20 protein-coding genes and 1 pseudogene are annotated in these 19,685 nt (G+C 62.4%); 5 read left to right on the top strand and 16 right to left on the bottom strand.

Features of this window, described 5'->3' with window-relative positions:
* Positions 1-95: 95 nt before the first annotated feature.
* Entirely contained in the window at positions 96-470 is a 375-nt protein-coding gene (locus G5575_RS04875; RefSeq protein ID WP_164533316.1) for a hypothetical protein, read from the bottom strand.
* A gap of 307 nt (positions 471-777) precedes the next feature.
* On the opposite strand from G5575_RS04875, the gene G5575_RS21515 reads away from it, so the two are divergent.
* Entirely contained in the window at positions 778-1,269 is a 492-nt protein-coding gene (locus G5575_RS21515; protein WP_164533741.1) for a DUF1236 domain-containing protein, read from the top strand.
* Between the two features lie 33 nt (positions 1,270-1,302).
* Here the strand turns inward: G5575_RS21515 and G5575_RS04865 are convergent, their stop codons facing one another.
* The 9 genes and pseudogenes from G5575_RS04865 to G5575_RS04840 form a co-directional block, all read right to left on the bottom strand.
* The gene (locus G5575_RS04865; protein WP_235935591.1) at positions 1,303-1,638 is read right to left on the bottom strand and encodes an MgtC/SapB family protein; all 336 of its coding nucleotides are present in this window, start codon (positions 1,636-1,638) and stop codon (positions 1,303-1,305) included.
* A 213-nt stretch (positions 1,639-1,851) separates the two neighbouring features.
* A complete protein-coding gene (locus G5575_RS04860) occupies positions 1,852-2,664 on the bottom strand; it encodes a glycosyl hydrolase 53 family protein (protein WP_164533315.1) in 813 nt (270 codons plus the stop codon).
* 192 nt (positions 2,665-2,856) lie between these two features.
* Positions 2,857-5,133 (bottom strand): glycosyltransferase family 4 protein, encoded by a 2,277-nt coding sequence (locus tag G5575_RS04855; protein WP_164533314.1) that lies wholly within the window; start codon positions 5,131-5,133, stop codon positions 2,857-2,859.
* Positions 5,130-6,224: a zinc-dependent alcohol dehydrogenase gene (locus tag G5575_RS21510; protein WP_328765848.1), complete on the bottom strand. Its 1,095-nt coding sequence runs from the start codon at positions 6,222-6,224 to the stop codon at positions 5,130-5,132. Before G5575_RS21510 ends, G5575_RS04855 begins: the two co-directional genes overlap by 4 nt.
* A gap of 6 nt (positions 6,225-6,230) precedes the next feature.
* On the bottom strand, positions 6,231-6,875 hold the full coding sequence (locus G5575_RS21505) for a Gfo/Idh/MocA family protein (protein WP_328765847.1): 645 nt from the start codon (positions 6,873-6,875) through the stop codon (positions 6,231-6,233).
* Positions 6,876-6,997: 122 nt separating this feature from the next.
* Positions 6,998-7,204 (bottom strand): annotated as a pseudogene (locus G5575_RS21500) (Gfo/Idh/MocA family protein); the annotation flags it as partial.
* Entirely contained in the window at positions 7,201-8,304 is a 1,104-nt protein-coding gene (locus tag G5575_RS21495) for a glycosyltransferase family 4 protein (RefSeq protein ID WP_328765845.1), read from the bottom strand. The pseudogene G5575_RS21500 and the gene G5575_RS21495, both read right to left, overlap by 4 nt.
* Complete coding sequence (glf, locus tag G5575_RS04845) at positions 8,301-10,514, bottom strand: UDP-galactopyranose mutase (RefSeq protein ID WP_207633043.1); 2,214 nt, start codon at positions 10,512-10,514, stop codon at positions 8,301-8,303. Before glf ends, G5575_RS21495 begins: the two co-directional genes overlap by 4 nt.
* 115 nt (positions 10,515-10,629) lie before the next feature.
* Positions 10,630-11,646, bottom strand: a complete 1,017-nt coding sequence (locus tag G5575_RS04840) for a glycosyltransferase family 4 protein (RefSeq protein WP_235935589.1) — start codon at positions 11,644-11,646, stop codon at positions 10,630-10,632.
* Positions 11,647-11,806: 160 nt separating this feature from the next.
* Here G5575_RS04840 and G5575_RS04835 point away from each other — a divergent pair, with 160 nt between their 5' ends.
* From G5575_RS04835 to G5575_RS22110, 4 genes are all read left to right on the top strand, one after another.
* A complete protein-coding gene (locus tag G5575_RS04835; protein ID WP_164533311.1) occupies positions 11,807-12,307 on the top strand; it encodes a response regulator in 501 nt (166 codons plus the stop codon).
* A 124-nt stretch (positions 12,308-12,431) separates the two neighbouring features.
* Entirely contained in the window at positions 12,432-13,940 is a 1,509-nt protein-coding gene (locus G5575_RS22120; RefSeq protein ID WP_407924840.1) for a PAS domain-containing protein, read from the top strand.
* On the top strand, positions 13,937-14,299 hold the full coding sequence (locus G5575_RS22115; protein ID WP_164533310.1) for a PAS domain S-box protein: 363 nt from the start codon (positions 13,937-13,939) through the stop codon (positions 14,297-14,299). Before G5575_RS22120 ends, G5575_RS22115 begins: the two co-directional genes overlap by 4 nt.
* On the top strand, positions 14,200-15,861 hold the full coding sequence (locus G5575_RS22110) for a response regulator (RefSeq protein WP_407924839.1): 1,662 nt from the start codon (positions 14,200-14,202) through the stop codon (positions 15,859-15,861). Before G5575_RS22115 ends, G5575_RS22110 begins: the two co-directional genes overlap by 100 nt.
* On the opposite strand, the gene ahcY is transcribed toward G5575_RS22110, so the two are convergent.
* From ahcY to G5575_RS04790, 6 genes are all read right to left on the bottom strand, one after another.
* The gene (ahcY, locus tag G5575_RS04815) at positions 15,836-17,236 is read right to left on the bottom strand and encodes an adenosylhomocysteinase (protein ID WP_164533309.1); all 1,401 of its coding nucleotides are present in this window, start codon (positions 17,234-17,236) and stop codon (positions 15,836-15,838) included. The genes G5575_RS22110 and ahcY overlap by 26 nt on opposite strands.
* 172 nt (positions 17,237-17,408) lie before the next feature.
* Positions 17,409-17,924, bottom strand: coding sequence for a DUF2937 family protein (locus G5575_RS04810; protein WP_164533308.1), 516 nt, complete (start codon positions 17,922-17,924; stop codon positions 17,409-17,411).
* A 16-nt stretch (positions 17,925-17,940) separates the two neighbouring features.
* Complete coding sequence (locus tag G5575_RS04805; RefSeq protein ID WP_164533307.1) at positions 17,941-18,315, bottom strand: VOC family protein; 375 nt, start codon at positions 18,313-18,315, stop codon at positions 17,941-17,943.
* 40 nt (positions 18,316-18,355) lie between these two features.
* Positions 18,356-18,664: an HPr family phosphocarrier protein gene (locus G5575_RS04800; RefSeq protein ID WP_164533306.1), complete on the bottom strand. Its 309-nt coding sequence runs from the start codon at positions 18,662-18,664 to the stop codon at positions 18,356-18,358.
* Between the two features lie 3 nt (positions 18,665-18,667).
* Complete coding sequence (locus G5575_RS04795) at positions 18,668-19,066, bottom strand: PTS sugar transporter subunit IIA (protein ID WP_164533305.1); 399 nt, start codon at positions 19,064-19,066, stop codon at positions 18,668-18,670.
* A 142-nt stretch (positions 19,067-19,208) separates the two neighbouring features.
* Positions 19,209-19,676 (bottom strand): HPr kinase/phosphorylase, encoded by a 468-nt coding sequence (locus G5575_RS04790; RefSeq protein ID WP_164533304.1) that lies wholly within the window; start codon positions 19,674-19,676, stop codon positions 19,209-19,211.
* Between the last annotated feature and the right edge of the window lie 9 nt (positions 19,677-19,685).

Below are 19,685 nucleotides of genomic sequence, written 5' to 3'. Positions count from 1 at the left end.
TGACCCATGAACGAAACAGAAACCTTTACAAACCGTGAAAGCGCGTCGGGGTTTGATCAAGGGTTTTTTATCGGTTCGGAGGGGCCAACCGGCCTTCACCGATCCTCGGACTCACAGCCGATCCCGTCGCCATCCTTGTCCAGGTTAAAGATATCGGCTCCGGCCAGCGCGACTTCGCCGGCGAAGTTGTCGCAATCGAGGTCCGCTGACGATGTCACCATGGGTTCGGGAAGCGGCGCCGAATAGATGACCTGGGTCGAGACCGGCGGCAACGGCGCGCCGGGCATGGCGAGAAAGGACGGCAGACCTTTCACGGGCACAAAGCTCTGGGGCGAGGTGGGGAAGACGTAAACTACAGTAGTCTGGCCACCGCTGGTAACGATGGTGGGCACCACCTCGTCGGCAAACGCCGGGGAGGCAGCGGCAAGAGCGGCTGCGGCGATCAGAGGCAAGGCTTTGGTCAAAGTCATGATGAACTCCATTGCTGCCCCACTGGCCCCGACAACGCAAATTTCTGCCGTCGGGTCCCGCGGCATTTGCTTCAAATGCCGGCTAAGCCGTCCCGGAGATGGACGGGATGACAACAGCATTACCGCTGCTGTAATCGAAATGTAATAGCAATAACAAATACTTAGGTGGAACACTGCGGGGTGAGGCGCGTTCTTCTGGCATTGCAAACCAAGGAGGCGGCCCTCAGGGCCGTAAGGATATGCGCAACAAGCTCTCTACCGCTCTCGCCGTGATTTTGGCTCTCAGCTCGTCTGCAGCCATGGCGCAATCGTCGACGTCGACCACCACAACCACCGGTGGGGGCGCCGCGGCGCAGACCGATCGACCAGCACCGATGCCAGCGCGACCACCGGGTCCAAAACCAGCACAACGACCGATTCCGGGTCTACTGACGACAATGCAACAACCAGGACCGACGCCAATGCTGAAACCACCACGGAAGCTGGTGCCGATGGCGCCGCTGCCGCAGACGCCAATGCAAGCACCGACGTAAACGTCGAGGTCACGACCGAGCAGCAGACCGAAATCCGCACGGCGATAACTGAAGTTCAGGTTCAGCCCGTCACCGTCTCCTCGATCGACTTCGACATTTCTATTGGCGTTGCCGTGCCGCAGCGTATCACACTGCAGCCGTTGCCGGTCCGCATCGTCGAGCTCGTTCCGGCCTATGAAGGTTATCTTTTCTTCCTGCTCGATGATGGCCGTATCGTCATCGTCAACCCTGATAGCCTCAAGATCGTTTTGATCATCAACGCTTAAAATGTTGAAGGCCCGGCAATGCCGGGCCTTTTTCTATTGGGGGTCGCTGTCCCCAGGCTTTGTCGGCAGCACGATCGGCACTGCGGCCAGGATGATCAGTATGATTGCTGCCGAGAGCACGGCCGTCGCCTCCAGCCCGAGGCCAGCGATGACGCCGATGCCTGCCGTCGCCCAGATATTGGCCGCCGTTGTCAGCCCCTCGACCTGGTTCTTGGCCGTCCGCACGATGATCGCACCCGCGCCCAAAAAGCCGATGCCTTGCACGATGCCCTGCAGCACGCGCGACAGGTCGCCGATCGACATGCCCGCCTGGCTTGGGCCGATCACGAAAAGCGCAGCGCCGACAGCCACCAGCATATGGGTGCGCATGCCGGCGCTACGCCCCTTGCGCTCGCGTTCATAGCCCAGGATGCCCCCAGCAAGGCGGCAAGCGCAAGACGCATGGTGATGCGCGTCAGTGTTCCCACATCGGGCACGTCGGAAAATTCGCTCACGGCCGTGGACCAGACTTCGTTCAGCATGCCAGGGTTCCTCATCGCTGCCGGTTCTGGAATGGCATTGCCGGCCTGCGCATGCAATCGGCTAGGTGACTTGCTCCAGCAAAGCAGTGGATAGCGCGGGATCGACCCCGCCATCCTTGCGGATCAGGCCATGGCTCCAGCGATTGCGCGAATGCGGCCGCTGCCAGGGCGGGCAGTCGATGATCGGGTACCAGCAGATGCCGGCCATCTCGACGCCCTTTGCCTCGGCCTCTGCAACCTGGGCTTGCACATGATGGAGCCAGGCCGCCTTGTTGAAGCCGGGATGGCGCTGATGGTGGATGCGATGACCATCGTGCCAGCTGGTTTCGGCAAGAAGGATCGGCTTGCCGTAGCGGCGCCAAGTCTTGAGCAAGACCTTGAGCAGCGAGGTCCGTGCGGTATGCGGGTAATAGTTGACCCCGACCACATCGACGAGACCCGCCTGCACCAGCCGGTCGGTGGCCGCAAACTGCCGCTCGCCGATGCCGGTGATCGGATCGGTGGACAGCACGCGGACGTCGGGGTGATGATCCTTGGCGACGCGCGCCATGGTGATGGCGAGATCGGTTGCGTGCTCCCAGGCCATCCCGGCCAGCATCGGATAGATCATCGGCTCGTTGACCGGGCAGATCCAGAAAGGCTGATCGTGCCTTGCCGCCTCGGCACAATGTCGCGCATGCCCGACCGGATCAGGTGGCGGATCGTAATGGTTGAGGTCCCAGATGATCTGCAGCCCGGCCGCCCCAGCCATCTGCAAGCGCGGCGCCGGGTCATGACGCCAGGGCAGACCGTCGCGGCCGGCAAGGAGGCCATGGCGCCGCGCCAGGGCGTAATGCTCGCTCATGCGTTCGTGCGGCAGGTGCTTTGTGGTCACCAGAAGATCATGACCATTCCAGCCCAGGAACCCGCATTCAAAGCCCGCGAGGAGCTTCGACGCAAAGCCCGGGCGAGGCGGCGGCGCCTCCAGCGCATCGAAATAGTCAAAGAGATCGGTCTGCAGGACGGAAAGAATCGCTATTGCTCCTTAAGCGGAACAAACAGCGAAACTATGCGTCTGCCAAGTACTCTATTGCCGCTGCCACTTCACGATCGGCTTGCTCGACCCTGGGCCGCAGATGCGCGTCGTGTATGCGTTGCCCCGTGCCAGCTCGTCGGCAAGCGGCTGATAAACGCCCCGCCGACCGTTGGTCCATTGCTGTTCCAGCAGACCGTTTTGGCATGGCCGGTCGTCGTCCCAGCCGAAGTGGTTGAGCACGGGGTAAAGGCAGAGCCCTTCCATGGGCACGCCCTTGGCGCGGGCCAGTTCCAGCTCGGCCGCGACATAGGCCAGCCAGGCCGGGCGCCGGTCGAACTCGATGCCGGTCTCTGCCAGAAGGATGGGCCTGCCGTAGCGGCCGTGGATTTCCATCAACAGGCGATGAAGCGAGCGATAGAGCGGGTGGCCGATATCGATCGGCGGGCCGCCATGGATCCACTGGTTGTTGAAGTAGTAGTTGACGCCGACGATATCGAGCAGGTCCGGCTGGCCGCCCAGTTGCGGCCAAGCGTGTCCCGCGATCATGTCCCAGGATTGATACTGCGCTTGACGATGCCCTTCGGCCGCCCAGAATTCATGGCGCCGGCCAGGATCGGTGATGACATTGATGGCCGGATCGGCATGCACGAAGCGGGCGCGCGGATCGACATCGCGGATGGCATGCATGGCCGCGATCGAGGCGCGCACCAGCTGCACCTTGAGTTCATAGCCGCGGCCATTGGCGAAGGGATTGAGATAGCCCGCATCGCCGCCGCCCCAGGCCGAGAAGGACACCTCGTTGACCGGGCAATAAAAGGGCACGTCGTCGCTCTGCTCACGCACCCGCCGTGCCGCAGCGTGGGCAAAGCGGGCAAAACGATCGACGAATTGCGGGCGCCAGATATCGATGTCGTCTGGCCAGCCATAATGGAACAGGTCCCAGATGACCTGCGTACCCGCATTCTTGGCGGCGCTGAGCATGGGATCGATGCTGGACCAGTTGTAGCTTCCCGGCGTGCTCTCGATCAGGTGCCAGCGGAAACCGTCGCGGACCGTACTAATGCCGAGCTTGCCGAGTTGCCGATAGTCGGCTTCGGCATGAAGGTCGTGCTTGCTGGAGTCGATGATATCGAGCCGCCGGCCATGACGCAGCCGGTGGGTCGAACACTCGAAGCCACCCTGCCAATAGGAGCGAAAGATCCTTGGCGCCGGTGCCGGCACCCGCTCGGCCATGACGGCGTCAAAAAGCTCGGCCCATTGCGGTAGGACAGCCGGGATACTGTACCGTGTTTCGACCGAGCGGCGTAGCGCGCTGCCGAGCTGGTGGCGTAGCTTGGAGCTGTCGAGCAGCCGCAGCATGGCCTTGGCCACGTCCTGCGGGCTTTCATGCGGCACAAAGAGGCCGGACACGCCCTCTTCGATCTGCTGCAGGGCGCCATTGTCGGGCGTCGCGATCACGGGCAGGCTCGCTGCCCCCGCTTCAGCGATCACATGCGGCATGCCTTCGCCGCGCGACAGCCAGACAAAAATGTCGAGCGCCATCAAAATCGCCGGGACGTCGGATCGGTCGCCTAGAAAGCGCAGATTGGCTTCGAGTTTACGCTCATGCGCCAATGCACGCAGTTGGTCGGCATAGTGCGGCATGAAGGCGTCTGGGCCGCCGACTATGAGGAACTGCGCTCCTGGACGTTGTTGATGAACGATTGCAGCGGCCTCGATGAAGTCTTCGACGCGCTTCTTGCTGTCCAGTCGACCGACCCAGCCGATCAAGGGAACATCGTCGGCGATGCCCAATTCGGCCCGTAAGCGGCTGCGATCTTGGGCGTGAAAGGCACCGAGGTCGACCATGGAGGGGATTTCTAGCGCATGGTGTTCGCGGCCGGCCAATTTGCCGGCAGCGGCATCGCGAATGGTCTTGCAGACGCCCACATAGCGATTGGTGAAATGCTTGGGGCCCGCCAGCGCTTCGGAAACGAGCCCGCCATGTTCGATCAGCGGCGGACGCAGATGCGCCCGCTCGAGTGCGGGATAAATGTCGGCCACGTTCTGGCAGGAAACGACGATGTCGTAATCGGCCACCTTGCGCGACAGGTAGTTGATCGTATCTTCGAAGGAGAGCCCATAAGGCACCGTATCGACATCGACGCCAAGATGGCGGAGCTGATCGTGGCTTTGCTCCGGCATGCCGTCCTTGCGGAAGCAGGCGACCACATCGATGCGGTATTTCGCGCGATCGAGATGCTCGGCAAGGAGCCGCACTTCAGTCTCCTCGCCGCCAACGACGAGCCAGGCAAAAACGAAAAGGATGCGCGTCGGTTCGCTGCTCACTCGGCCACCTGGAAGACGATCTGCATGAATTCGGGGCGGCGCTGCACCAGTTCACCCAAAAATGCCGGCCCATCCTCGAAGGGCACAATATGGGTAATCACCTCGCGCAAGACGGTCGGCTGCTCCTTGCGCAGCATAGAAACGGTTTCCGCTCCGAGGCGGCGCCGGTCCCACAGGTGACCGAGCCCACGCGGCACGCGATTGATCTGCGCGCAGCGAATAGCCAGGCCGTTGTGGTGGAATTCTTCGCCGAGGCGCAGGTCGTCGGCGCCGCCCTGGTAGAAGGCCAGATCGATCACCGTGCCCTGTGGCCTCAGCGCACGCAGCGCGGAGTGAAGGCTGCCGGAATGGGCGCGGGTCTGGAACACGAAGTCCGCGCCACGCTCGCCGCCGCTGTGCCAGTGGGTGCGGGCATAGTGCCAGGCGTCGTCCTCGTGCATGGCGAGGAAACCCATAGCCTCGAGTCGCTCGCGACGCCAGGGCGAAGGATCGGCGACCAGTACTTCGGAGGCGCCGGCCTGGCGCGCGAACAGGGCTGTCATCAGCCCTACGGCACCGGCGCCGATCACCAGCACCGGCTTATCACTCAACGATTGGCCGAGGCGCGTCACCTGGGTGCCGAAGTGTTCGGCATCGGCATGAAGAATGCCATTGGCAGCGATCGGGCCCATCTGCGCGACAAACACGCCGAGCACCGGGTCTAGGTCGTCGGGCATCGGGATCAGGACGTCGCGGCTGGGGTCGGCCGTGTGGCCGGTCTTGTGGCCGAAGGTGGTCGCCAGGATCTGGCCGCGATGGAAAGCCGGGTCGCGGCTATCAACGACGCGTGCGACTTCCATATAGCCCAAGAACGGGACCGGGTAGTTAAGGCTCGGCTCACCGGGCACGAAGACCCCGCGATCGCCATCCCAGCGGGAATGGAAATAGGGGTTGGTGTGCTTCATGAAGGTCAGCTCGGTGCCAGCCGAAAATCCGGTATAGAGGGTTTCGAGCCGCACATGACCATGCGCCGGATCCCCTTCATTATAGGAGATGATCGAGGCCTGGCCCTCGCGTTCGATGCCGAGGGAGCGGATTAGTCGTTCGGACATCTGGGCCTACTTACCGGCAGGAATGTCGATGGCGCGGCCTTCGCGGGCGGACTGGTTGATGGCCAGTGCCACGCGATGGGTCTTGAGCGCTTCGCCGTATGAGCAGCGGATGCGATTGGGCTCGCCGCGTACCGCATCGATGAAATCGCGATCTTCGCGCCAGACCGGATCGCCCTGCGCGTGCTGCACCGGCCGACCGGCGCCGACATCGATCATGATGTCATGGTCGGTCAGTTCCAAAGCCAGGCCTTCACCGAAGACATGGAGGCCGACGCGGTGGCCCCAGTTGAGGAGGCAGGTGGAGGCAAGATTGCCGATGGCACCATTGGCGAAGCGCAGGCTTGCCGTGCTGGCCGTCGCGACATCGAGGCCCGGAAACTGCTCGCGGTCCTTGTGCCCGGCAAGGCCAAAAACCTGGGTCACGTCGCCGGCAAGATAGCGTGCGAGATCGATGATATGCGTCGTCTGCTCGACCATCTGGCCGCCGGACTGGTCCTGATGCCACCACCATTGCGGCGGCGGCGTCGAATCGAGCCAATAGCCGGACAACAGCTGTGGCGGGCGGTCGGCGAGGCGCCGGCGGGCTTCCTCGACGGTGTCGATATAGCGCCAGTGATAGCCGACGGCGGTGACGAGATCGGCCGCTTCCACTTGCGCGGCGACGTCCTCGGCGACGTCGATCTCGAGCGAGAGTGGCTTTTCGACAAGAAGGGCAGGCCGCGCGCAATCGCCAGGCGCTCGGGTTCGCCATGGGCAAAAGGCGGGATGCAGATGTAAACTGCGTCAAGATTTGGATCGTCGAGCAACTCTGCGAAGTTTTGGTAAGCACGTGCCCCAAAGCGGCTCGCGGACTGCACTGCGCGGTCGACATCGGGATCGGCAAAGCCTACCAGCTCGACATCGTCGAATTGTTCGAGCACGCCGAGATGGCGCTGGGCGATGCCGCCCGCGCCGATAAAGCCGAGACGTGTCTTGTTCATAGTTCTGCGCCTCGTTGTCCGGGTCGTTTGATCAATGTCTGGTAGATGGCTGAGGTCTCGTCCGCCATGCGCTGCGCCGTGAACCGCTCGGCAAAGCGGGCCTGTGCGCCCTCCCCTGCCGTCTTGGCACGCGCTGTGTCCGTCAGGGCGTCGATGATGCCGGCGCTGAGGGCCTCCGCATCATTGGGCGCAACCAGGAAGGCATGCTCGCTACCCAGCGCCTCCACATTGCCGCCAGCCGTCGTCGCGACGATCGGCAAGCCGGCAGAAGCCGCTTCAAGCAGCGCCAGCGACAGGCCCTCGAAATGCGATGGCAGCACGAAAACGTCGGCTGCGGCCAGGAGGTCTGCCACGTCGGAGCGGTGACCGAGAAGTTTTACCCGCTCGGAAAGCCCAGCCTCACTAATCGCTGCTTCGATTGCGGCGGCTTCGGGTCCGGTCCCGACCAGAGCAAACCTGGTCTGCGGCTCCTGCTGCAACACCGTAGCCGCTGCCTCGACCAGGAGGTCATAGCCCTTTTGCGCCGTAAACCGCGCGATGGTCAGCACCAGCTTTTCACCGTCACCAACGCCAAGGCCGGCACGAACTTCGTCCCGCCCCTGCGTCGCAACCTTCGGCGTCACCCCGTTGCGCACGGTGCGAATAGCGCCCCTGCCTTTGCCGGCATGCGTTTGGGCCACGGCATTGGACACAGCGATACGGCTATCGACCGACAGGAGCATGGCGCGATACTCGGCCTGCTGCACAACATCGGTCAAAAGATACGGCAGATGCTCGGTGCGCACCACCGGCGCGCCGGCCGCATGCGCTGCCCGCACAAGGCCATGACCTTCCCAGCCGATCCCGGCATGGACATGGACGAGGTCGGGTCCGTAGCTCGCGAGCCAGTTCCGAAACGCATCCATTCGCCCCAGGTCGAAGCGCTTGATGCGAAGGCCAAGCCCGGCCGCTTCGCGCAGCAGTTTGTCACCACCTTCCCCTTCGGGTGCGGCGACGAGGATGTCGAAATCGGCAGCAAGCGCGGCGCCAAGTGTCAGCATATGCGCGCCCATGCCGGATGGCTCGGTGCTGTCGGTCACCAGAACGATTTTCTGCGTCACGCCGTCACCGCCGCCTGTTCGCGCGCTTCGGTCGCGATGCTCATGCGCCGATAGGTGGCGAGCGCCTGGCCCACGACCTGGTCCATGTTGTAGTAGCGATAGGTGCCGAGGCGGCCGACAAAGGTAACGTTGCCCTGCTCCTTGGCCAGCGCCTCATATTGCTTATAGAGCGCAGCGTTTTCGGGCCGCGGAATGGGGTAGTAGGGGTCGCCATCGGCCTGCGGGAACTCGTAGGTGATGGACGTTTGTTCGTGCACCTGGCCGGTCAGGTGCTTGTATTCGGTGATGCGCGTATAGGGCACCGAAGGATCGGGATAGTTGACCACGGCCACCGGCTGGAAGCGGCGCTGGTTCAGCGTCTCATGCTGGAAGCGCAGGCTGCGATACGGCAGCTTGCCGAAACGATGGCCGAAATATTCGTCGATCGGGCCGGTATAAATGATTTGCGGCGCCATCTGGTCGGCCGCCAGATCCTTGTAGTCGACGCCCAGCGCCAGCTCGATATTGTCGTGGTCGACCATGTTCTCGAACATGGCCGTATAGCCATGGAGCGGCATGGCTTGGAACGTATCGAGGAAGTAGCGGTCGTCATCGTTGAAGCGCGTCGGCACGCGCGCTGTCACCGCCTTGTCGAGTTCGCTGGGGTCGATTCCCCACTGCTTGCGCGAATAGCCCTCGAAAAAAGTGCGATAGAGTTCGCTGCCGACCTGGTTGATCACCACGTCGCGTGAGGTGCGGATGGTTTCGATCGGCTCGGCGCGCGACCGGAGGAACGCTTCGGTATCCGCGTCGGTGCGCAGATCAAGACCGTAAAGCGCGTTCAGCGTCGTGCGGTTGATGGGCATCGGCACGCGCTTGTCGCCGACCTGCGCCAGCACGCGATGCTCATAAGGACGCCAGGCGGTAAAGCGCGACAGGTAGGTGACGATGTCGTCGCTGTTGGTGTGGAAAATATGGGGCCCATATTTGTGCACCAGCACGCCCGCCGCGTCGCGGTGATCATAGGCATTGCCGCCGATATGGGGGCGACGATCGCAGAGCAGCACGCGCTTGTTCGAGCCGGCCGCCAGCCGCTCGGCCAAGACGCTGCCGGCAAAGCCAGCGCCGACGATCAGAAAATCATAGGGACCTTTGCGCCCCGGGCGATGCACGACCGGCGCGACCGGCACGTTTTCCCGTCGCTCGATCGCTTCATCCAAAAGGTCATTCATGCGGCGATGGGTCTCGTCCCAGCTCATGGAGGCTAGTTTGCGATCGACTTCAGGCAGGAGCGGCGCCATGTCGGTAGCGAGCGCCGCTTCGCAGGCCGCGACGAAAGCTTCGGCGGTATCGGCAATATGTACTGCCTCGACATCGCCATAGGTGGCGATCACGTCGACGATCGGCGTCGAGACGATCGGGAGGCCGGCCGCAAGATATTCCGGCGTCTTGGTGGGGCTGATAAAGCGCGTCGCCTCGTTGATCGCGAAGGGCATCAGCGCCACGTCCCATGCGGCAAGGCAGGACGGCAGATCGGCATAGGCTCGCGGGCCGACGAAATGAAGGTTGGGCGCCTGCGGCAGGTCATGCTGGCCGATCTTGGCCAGCGGCCCGACCATGACGATCGACCAGTCCGGTCGCGAACGGGCAAGCTTTGCCAAGAGCGGCAGGTCGATACGCTCATCGATCACGCCATAAAAGCCAAGCTTCTTGCCAGGCAGCGCCACCATCCCCGCTTCGGGCACGATATCGCCGCGCACGGTGCGGAAATGGCCGAGCTCGACGCCGGAGGGGAAGAGGTGGATGTTGTCATGCTGGTTCTTGCGGGCCTGGTAAAGGCTCGATCCGCCCGTCAGCACAAGATCGGCGCGCGCCATAAGCTCGGCTTCCAACTCCTTAAGGCCCGGTGGCGCGAAGCGGAAATTGGCCAGCTCGTCCATGCAGTCATAGACCACAGCGGACGCATCGACATGGCGAGCAAAGGTGAACATCTGCGGGCTATAGAACCACAGGATCGGCTTTGAGACGCGATTGAGCCGCAGCAGCAGATCGAGCAGGTGCTTCAACCCGTCATTGCGCTGCGCTTCATCCCACCAGTGCGGAATACGCGGGCGGACGGAGACGATCTCGGTGCCGGCATAGGGGTGGTATTCGAGATAGGGCGTGTGGTGATCGGTCGGGATGAATTCTTCGAAAAAGAAGATTTGCCGCGTGCGGCCGAAACGGTTCATCAGGTGCTGCGGGCGCTGCAGCACGAAATCCCAGCGCAGATGCGAAAAACAGATGAGCGGGATGCTGTCGTTGCAGTCGAGGGATGAAGGCAAAACTTGCACGTTCATGGCGATCTCATACGAGCTCGAGTTGTGCAGGCTGGCTCTGACGCGCTCGGGATGATGCGATCAGCTCAGCAAGCTTGGTGATAGAATGCGGCCAGGTCCAGAAGTCGAGGACCGCTTGACGTGGAGCAAAGTCGCTCCGCTCCAGCGCCTCGATGATGCCACTCTCGAACTTGTCGCCGGGCACCGCAAGCCCGGTCTCAGGCAGGATATATTGAAGGCCGCAGCGGAGCGCGGAATTGGCGACCACCGGCAGGCCCGCCAGCATATATTCGGTGAGAATAGCAGGGGCACCGTCGTTGACGCCACAGACCACGCCCACGCGGGCGGCGTTCATCAGCCGGTTGACCTCGGCATGCGACACGCCGGGCGGACCGACGAACTCGACATCGAGCCCCCGCTCGGTTGCTTCGTGCCGCAGGCGATCGCTTTCTTCGCCATAGCCGATAACGCAAAGCGCCTTCAGTGGACGCGGCGCGCGCGCCAGTGCATCGAGCAAGATGTCGTGCCGCTTATAAGGCTGGGCCGCCGCCACATAGATGACGTCGAAGCGCTTCTCGATCTCGGGGATCGGAAAAAACGTTTCCGGCGACGCAAATTCGGGGCCGATCGGCATGATCACCGTTCGCATGGCGGGATGGCGCGCCTCGACTTCATCGCTCTGCCACTGCGCTCCGGTAATCACCAGATCGAAATGGCGGCTGACTTCGGGGGGCACGCGCAGCGACGGCGCGTCGATGGAATTATAGATGATGAAGCTGTCGCGGCAGGCTTCGAGCATGGCTTCCGAAACGCCGAGGCCCCACACGGCCAGGATTTTTGGCGCGCCATGTGAACGCACGAAGTCGATCATGGCGTCGGAGTGGAAGGGCGCATCGCTGTGCATGGGAAAGCTGCGGCGGGTGAGCACATCGCTTTCACGCCGTGAGGCTGGTTCGGCGCCGCGATGATGATGCCAGATTTCGGCAAAGTCGACCAAGCCGTGGTGCACGGCCGCCAGCGGCAAGCGCTCCAGATATCCACCCAATACCCGAGCGTTCCGGGCGATCTTTGATCCAGGTGAAAAAGGAGGCTGTTGTGAAGTGGTGTAAGCGGGGTTGGGGCGGGGCTCGACGAAGTCGCTGATCACGACGATCGCATTCGAAAGACACGCCTCAGACCCCAAAACTCAGCGCTCCCAACACAGAATGAAAGGCAAATCCATCCATAGCGCCAATCCAATGGCTCAAGGTCGTATTCGTTCCGGTCAGTGTAACCTGAATTTTATTCCCGTTTTTCGATCTGACAAAGAGCCGACGGAACTAAAATCGGGACGCCTCATTCCGATGAGTTGGTTGCTGAAGGATCGCGTGTTGATTTTAGTTGTCGAAGACGAAGCCATGGTCGCCATCTTGATCGAAGAGGCGCTCACCGATGCCGGCTATGAAGTTGAGCTGGCCTATAGCGGTCCTGCAGCGATGCAGTCTTTAGACAAGAAAATCGATGCCATGGATGCTCTCATAACCGACGTCCGGCTTGGGGGCCCATCAGCGGATGGGACGTGGCCAAGCATGCCCGCGAGCTCGCCCCTGAAGTCCCCGTTATCTACGCCAGCGGCGACAGTTCAGGGGATTGGTCCCGCCACGGGGTCGAGGGCAGCATTATGCTGGCAAAACCCTATTCCATGGATCGAATTCTGGCCCTTGTGACCCAGCTTATGTCCAGCGTTCAAAGGCAGATGCCGCAGGCCATCAACTGACACCAGAAGGGTGACTGCTCCACCCGCGGCGCGCCGAAAACACCAATTCTAAGGCTCGCAAAGGAGCCTCTCCCGTGAATGACCTGACCCCGCTGCATCGTATTTTTCCTGGTGACAGCGAGATGGCGCAATTGATGCGCGCCAAGGATTGGAGCACGACCTCGCTCGGCAATCCCGAAGATTGGCCGCAGGCGCTCAAGGTCGCGATCGGCATTCTTCTCACCTCGAAATTCGAGATGTGGCTTGGTTGGGGACCAGAAGTCGCTTTTCTCTACAACGACGCCTACCGGCCAACGCTGGGCATCAAGCATCCGGAGTCGCTCGCCAAGCCGACCAAGGAACTTTGGGCCGAAATCTGGGATGATATCGAAGGCCGCATCCGCACCGTCTACGAAGATGGCAAGGCCACTTGGGACCGGGCGCTGCTCCTGATCATCGAGCGCTCTGGCGTACCGGAAGAAACCTATCACACCTTTTCCTATAGTCCTGTTCTCGGAGAGGACGGCAAGACTGCCGGCTTGCTCTGTGCTGTCTCGGAAGAAACGCATCGCGTCATCGCCGAACGGCGCATGGAAACGCTGCGCATGCTGTCGCAAAACCTGGCCGGCGCGACCGATAAGGCCTCCGTGATCAAGGCGGCGCGGTTGGCGCTCAGCGACAATCTCCGCGACCTGCCATTCACGCTGATCTATCTGTTCAACGAAGACGAGACCCCACTCGCTTTCTCGACCGGCGTGCCGGACGGGCATGACCTGCTTGGCCCGCAGCCGCTGATCAACCTCGACAGTCGCGCGCCGCAGGATGTCAGCCGCATGTCCCTACCCCGCGGCGCGTGGGACCGGCAGCCAGACAATGCCATCGTCGTGCCCCTGGTCGGCCAGGGCGGCGAAGCGGCCCTCGGCGCCATGGTCGTCGGGGTCAATGCCCTGCGGCCCTTCGACGACGACTATTATGGTTTCCTGAAGCTCATTGCCGGTCAGATTTCGGCAGGCCTATCTGGCGCCGAAGCCTTTGAGTCCGAAAGGCGCCGCGCGCTTGCCTTGAGCGACGCGTTGCGGATGCGGCAGGACGCTGCCGAACTGCTCGAGCAAACCAATGCCCGCCTCAGCTCCGAAGTCGATCAGCGCACCGCCGAGCGCGACCGGCTTCGCTCGCTGTTCCAGCATGCGCCAAGCTTCATGTGCGTGCTCAGCGGTCCCGAGCACGTGTTCGAATTCATGAACGAGGCCTACCTGCAACTGGTCGGGCATCGCGATCTTGTCGGCAAGACGATCCGCCAGGCCCTTCCCGATGTGCAGGGACAGGGCTATTTCGAGATCCTCGACCAGGTGTATCGATCGGGCGAACCCTATATCGGCCGCGACATGGCCGTTTCCGTGCAACGGAGGCCCGACGCGGCACCCGAAGAGCGGTTCGTCAATCTCGTCTACCAGCCGATCGTCAACGACACCGGCGAGGTCACCGGCATCTTTGCCGAAGGCTATGACGTCACCCATCGCAAACGCGCCGAAGAAGCACTTCGACGCCTCAATGAAAGCCTCGCCTCCCAGGTCGAGGCGCGCACACGCATGAGCGCGATATGACCTGGCGGATCAGCGAGGACCTGATCGTGGTCTGCGGCCTCGACGGCTTCTACCGCAGCGTCAATCCGGCTTGGACGACGGCTCTTGGCTATACCGAAGCAGAGCTGATCGGCATGCGTTCGGATACGCTGGTGCATCCGGAAGACCTTTTGGGCCTGACTGACCAGGGGAGCGTCTTCTTTCGGGCGAAACGCTGCGCGATTTCGACCTCCGCATCCGTGCCAAGAATGGGGAATACCGCTCTTATTCCTGGACCTGCGTGCCCGAAGGCGACCAGTTTTATGGCGCCGGTCGCGACGTCACCATGCGCAAGAACCTCGAAGAGCAGTTGCGCCGCTCCCAGAAGATGGAAGCATTAGGCCAGCTCACCGGCGGCGTCGCCCATGACTTCAACAATCTGCTGCAGGTGATCAGCGGAAATCTGCAGCTCCTCAACAAGGAGATCGCCGGCAACCAGCGCGCCGAAACGCGGGTGCAGAATGCCCTGATGGGCGTGACGCGTGGCTCAAAGCTTGCCTCGCAACTTCTTGCCTTCGGCCGGCGGCAGCCGCTCGAGCCCAAGGTCATCAATGTGGGGCGTTTCCTCCAGGGCATGGACGACATGCTGCGCCGCACGCTAGGCGAAGAGGTCGAGCTCGAGACCGTCGTCTCGGGCGGCTTGTGGAACACGCTGATCGATCCCAACCAGATCGAAAACGCCGTCCTCAACCTTGCCATCAATGCGCGCGACGCCATGGAGGGCCAGGGCCGGCTGACCATCGAGGCGACCAACGCGTCGCTTGACGACGTCTATGCCTGGAGGAACGACGCGACGCCCGGGCAGTATGTACTGATTGCCGTGACCGATACCGGCTCCGGCATCCCGCCCGATGTGCTCGACAAGGTGTTCGACCCCTTCTTCAGCACCAAGCCGGAAGGCAAGGGCACGGGCCTCGGCCTCTCCATGGTCTATGGCTTGGTCAAGCAATCGAACGGCCACATCAAGCTTTATAGCGAAGTCGGCCACGGCACGACCGTCAAGATCTACCTGCCGCGCTCCCATGAGGCGGAGGACGTCGTGCTCGATCTACGCGCTGCGCCGGTCCAGGGCGGCACCGAGACGGTTCTCGTGGTCGAGGACGACGATGCCGTCCGCGAAACCACCGTTTCGCTCCTTACCGACCTTGGCTATCGCACGCTGCGCGCCCGCGATGCCGCCAGTGCCCTCACCATTATCGAAAGCGGCGCCGAAATCGACCTGGTCTTTACCGATGTGGTCATGCCCGGCCCCGTTCGCAGTCCTGAACTGGCGCGCAAGGCCAAGGAGCGCCTGCCGGGCGTCGCGGTGCTCTTTACCTCCGGCTACACGGAAAACGCCATCGTTCATGGCGGCCGGCTCGACGCCGGCGTCGAACTGCTGCCCAAGCCCTATGCGCGCGAAACCCTGGCGCGAAAGATCCGCCACGTGCTCGGCAACCAGCAGCAGCGCAATGCTGCCACCAAAGTTCGCGTGCCGGAAGCAGCCGCGCCTGCCGAGCGCAAGGCATTGCGCATCCTCTTGGTCGAGGATGACGCGCTGATCCGCTACAGCACCGCGGACATGCTCGAAAGCCTCGGTCACACAGTGGTCGGCGTCGGCACCGGACGCCAGGCCATGGAGGCCCTATCCGGCGAGATCGACCTGTTGATGACAGATCTCGGCCTGCCCGACATCAATGGCCTCGACCTCGTCAAGGCCTGCCGCGACCAGAGGCCGGATCTCCTTGTCGTCCTGGCCACCGGCGACCATCGGGCCAGCGAGGAAGCCGACGGGTCCGTCGCCGTCATCAAGCCCTATACGAGCAACGATCTCGAACGCGCCATCAAGACGCTGACCAGGACCTGGAAAAAGCCCGGCGGACCGGGCTTTTTGTTTCCTAGTAGCGATAGTCGGCCGACTTGAATGGCCCTTCGGGCGTCACGCCGATATAGTCGGCCTGGTCCTTGGTAAGCTTGGTGAGCTTAGCGCCCAGCTTGGCCAGATGCAGCTCGGCGACCTTTTCGTCGAGATGCTTGGGCAGGACATGCACCTTCTTTTCGAGCTTGTCGCCATTGGTCCAAAGCTCGATCTGCGCCAGCGTCTGGTTGGAGAAGCTGGCCGACATCACAAAGCTCGGGTGTCCGGTGGCATTGCCCAGGTTCACCAAGCGGCCCTCGGAAAGGAGGATCAGGCGCTTGCCATCAGGCTTTTCGATGAGGTCGACCTGCGGCTTCACATTGGTCCACTTGAAGTTGCGGAGGCCTGCAACCTGGATCTCGTTGTCGAAGTGACCGATATTGCAGACGATGGCCATGTCCTTGAGGTTGCGCATGTCGTCGAGCGTCAGCACGTCCTTGTTGCCGGTCGCGGTGACGACGATGTCGGCGCGCGGCGCAGCATCTTCGAGCGTCACGACCTCGAACCCTTCCATTGCCGCCTGAAGAGCGCAGATCGGGTCGACTTCGGTCACCAGCACGCGGGCACCGGCGCCGCGCAGCGACTCCGCCGAGCCCTTGCCGACATCGCCATAGCCGCAGACCACGGCGACCTTGCCGGCCAACATGACGTCGGTGCCGCGGCGGATGGCGTCGACCAGCGACTCCCGGGTGCCATACTTGTTGTCGAACTTGGACTTGGTCACCGAGTCATTGACGTTGATGGCCGGGAACGGCAGCTCGCCCTTGGCGTGCAGCTGATAGAGGCGCATGACGCCCGTCGTCGTTTCTTCGGAAACGCCGCGGATCGCCTGCTTGATCTTGCTGAAAAAGCCGGGGCTCTTTTCAAGACGGCGGCGGATGGTGGCAAAGAAGATTTCTTCCTCATCGTTGCCGGGCTTATCGAGCACCGAAATGTCCTTTTCGGCTTTTGCGCCGGTCAGGATATACATGGTGGCGTCCCCACCATCGTCGAGGATCATGTTGGGCGTCGAGCCCGGCCAATCCATCATGCGGTCGGTAAAATCCCAATATTCCTCGAGCGTTTCACCCTTGTGGGCGAAAACCGGAATACCGGCGGCGGCGATCGCCGCGGCAGCATGGTCCTGGGTTGAAAAGATGTTGCACGACACCCAGCGCACTTCGGCGCCGAGCGCGACCAGCGTCTCGATCAGCACGGCGGTCTGGATGGTCATGTGGAGCGAGCCGGCGATACGGGCGCCCTTGAGTGGCTGCGACGCCGCATATTCGGCGCGGATCGCCATCAGGCCCGGCATTTCGATCTCGGCGATATCGAGTTCCTTGCGGCCGAAATCGGCGAGGGAAATGTCCTTGACCGCATAGTCGGTCGAATTGGTGGGCATGGCGTGCTCCGGAAATGATCAATTGCCCCTCCTATACGAGAGGCGAGGGTTCGGATCAATCAAGGATATAAAGCTTTGTTTATATCCTTCGCGGCGTGTTCGAAGGACAAGCAGCGCCGGTGGCGCTGCGCAAGCGACGAAGGCCACAAGAGCTATGCTCGAATGGACCTGACTAAATTCTGGAAACCCTTATGCGATCGCGCCGCCGCTTGAACGGCATGGTGCAAAGCCGCACTAGAGCAGACAGCACAAGGTAGCCAAGGATGAATCCGGCGCCGGCATATAGGACGCCTTCCACCGTTACCGGCACCGCCGGCCGGTAGTTTTCCAGCGTTCGGCGTCCGATATCGCTATCGAGATAGGCGGGCAGCGACTGTAAGCGCTCGGCCGGCCCGGCATTCTGGATCTGCGCCAGCGTCGTGCTCAGCTGCTCGAAGCGCTGGAAGGTCGCGGTCATCGAGGTGCCGCGGCCCGCGAGAAAATCGTCATTGGAGGCGTTGTAGCGTTCAAGCGCCTGCGTGCGATCGAGCCCGCCAAGCTCGGCCGCACGGTCGAAGTCGGTGGTGATGACGCGCAGCTCATCGACGGCGCCGCCAAGGCGCTGGGTATATTGCTGAGCGTATTCGGGGAACTGGCTGAAGGCTGTCGCCAGCGCCACCCCTCCGATCGCTGCAATCCACCTGCGCATCAACCCGCTTCTCCTGCTACTTGGTGGCGCGCGTGCGGGCACAAAGCTTGTTGCCGTCTGGATCGCGGAGATAGGCGACAAAGGCGCCGTTGGGTCGCTCGTTGGGCGGGTTTTCCACCGAAGTGCCGCCATTGGCGACACCGGCGTCATGCCAGGCCTGGACCTGTTCTGCCGTGGGCGCCAGAATGCCGATCGTACCGCCATTGGCATGCGTTGCCGGCTTGCCGTCGATGGGCTTGGTGACCATCAGCCGGCTGCCGTCGTGCGCATAGACCAGCCTGCCACCCGCATCGGTCACGCCCTTCTCGCCGCCAATAGCGAGGAAGGTCGCATCGTAGAAGCGCTTGGACTGGTCGAGGTCATTGCTGCCGATCATGACATGGGTGAACATGCTGCTTCTCCAGGTTTATTGTGTCAGCGCGGCGACGAGCCTATTCCGACCCGTCGACGTCTTCGTCAAAGCCATTGTTGACGAGTTCGGCGATCGCTTCCAGCGCTTCGCGCGCCTGCTTGCCGGTGGCTTGCACCAGAATGGTGGCGCCCGGCCCCGCCCCCAGCATCATCAGCCCCATGATGGAATTTCCAGCCACGGACGTGCCGTCGCGGATCACCGAAATGTTGGCGTCAAAGCATTCCGCCGTGCGCACGAAGCGGGCCGAGGCGCGGGCATGAAGGCCCTTGCGGTTGACGATGGTCAGTTGTTGGGCGAGGGCCCGGCCGGCATTGGGAGCGCCGTCCATTGCTTAGCTCCCCAAGAGGGAATTAGCGACGGTGATGTATTTCTTGCCGGCCGCTTCGGCGATGGCCACCGCCTCGGCAATGGGCATGTCGGCCCGGACGCGGCCGAGCTTGACCAGCATGGGCAGGTTCACCCCGGCGATCACTTCCACCGAGCGGTTCTGCATCACCGAGATGGCGAGATTAGACGGCGTCCCGCCGAACATGTCGGTCAGGATGATGACGCCATTGCCGCTATCGGCACGGTCGATTGCTGCCAGGATGTCATCGCGGCGGCTTTCGGCATTGTCTTCGGGACCGATGGCGATGGTCTCGATATAGTCCTGAGGTCCGACCACATGTTCCATCGCCAGCTTGAATTCGTCAGCCAGCGCGCCATGGGTTACGAGAACCAATCCGATCATGCACTTTCCCCAGACGGCTGAAGCGAACCGGAACGGTCGCCGCGACAGCACTCTAAGCCCCCTGCCTTCCCTGCCGCCGGGTGAAGGCAGGCAAGCGGCCTTAGTCTTGTCCCCAAGGCGCCCGGTTGCAAGGGATAATTTGTCACGGCAGAGGATGATGCCCGCTTGCGCGCAACGCTTCAAGCACCAGCAGTTCCTGGTGACCCAGACTCACGGTGCCTGATTGCGGTACCGGCGCCCGCGCCAGGACATGCCCCAGGAGCTCGGTTTGAAACTCGTGAGGCTCTATCAGGCGCACAAGATCGGGCACCAGGTCGATCACGAGATCTAGCCTTGCGTGCTCTCTGCAGGGCCGGCTGACGATGCCGCGCCCGCGCAGTTCGATCAGCCCGGAAAGCCGGGGCGGCGGCGCCATGAAGAGGCCTTCAGGCTCCTCCACGAGGTCGACCCGGTCATCGGCGACAAGAGCAGCCGGGAGACCGCGGCTTTCCCAGCGGTCGAGCAAAGCAAGGCACAGCAGGGATTTGCCGGTGCCGGACGGTCCGCGCAGCAACAAACCGCATTGGCCGAGGACCAATCCTGTCCCGTGCACATTGACTGGCTTGCTCATGCCCAAATT

Source organism: Devosia aurantiaca, from assembly GCF_011058215.1.
GTDB classification, from domain to species: Bacteria; Pseudomonadota; Alphaproteobacteria; order Rhizobiales; family Devosiaceae; genus Devosia; species Devosia aurantiaca.
Note: the sequence above shows the minus strand (reverse complement) of the source record. Positions and strands in the feature narration are given on the sequence as shown.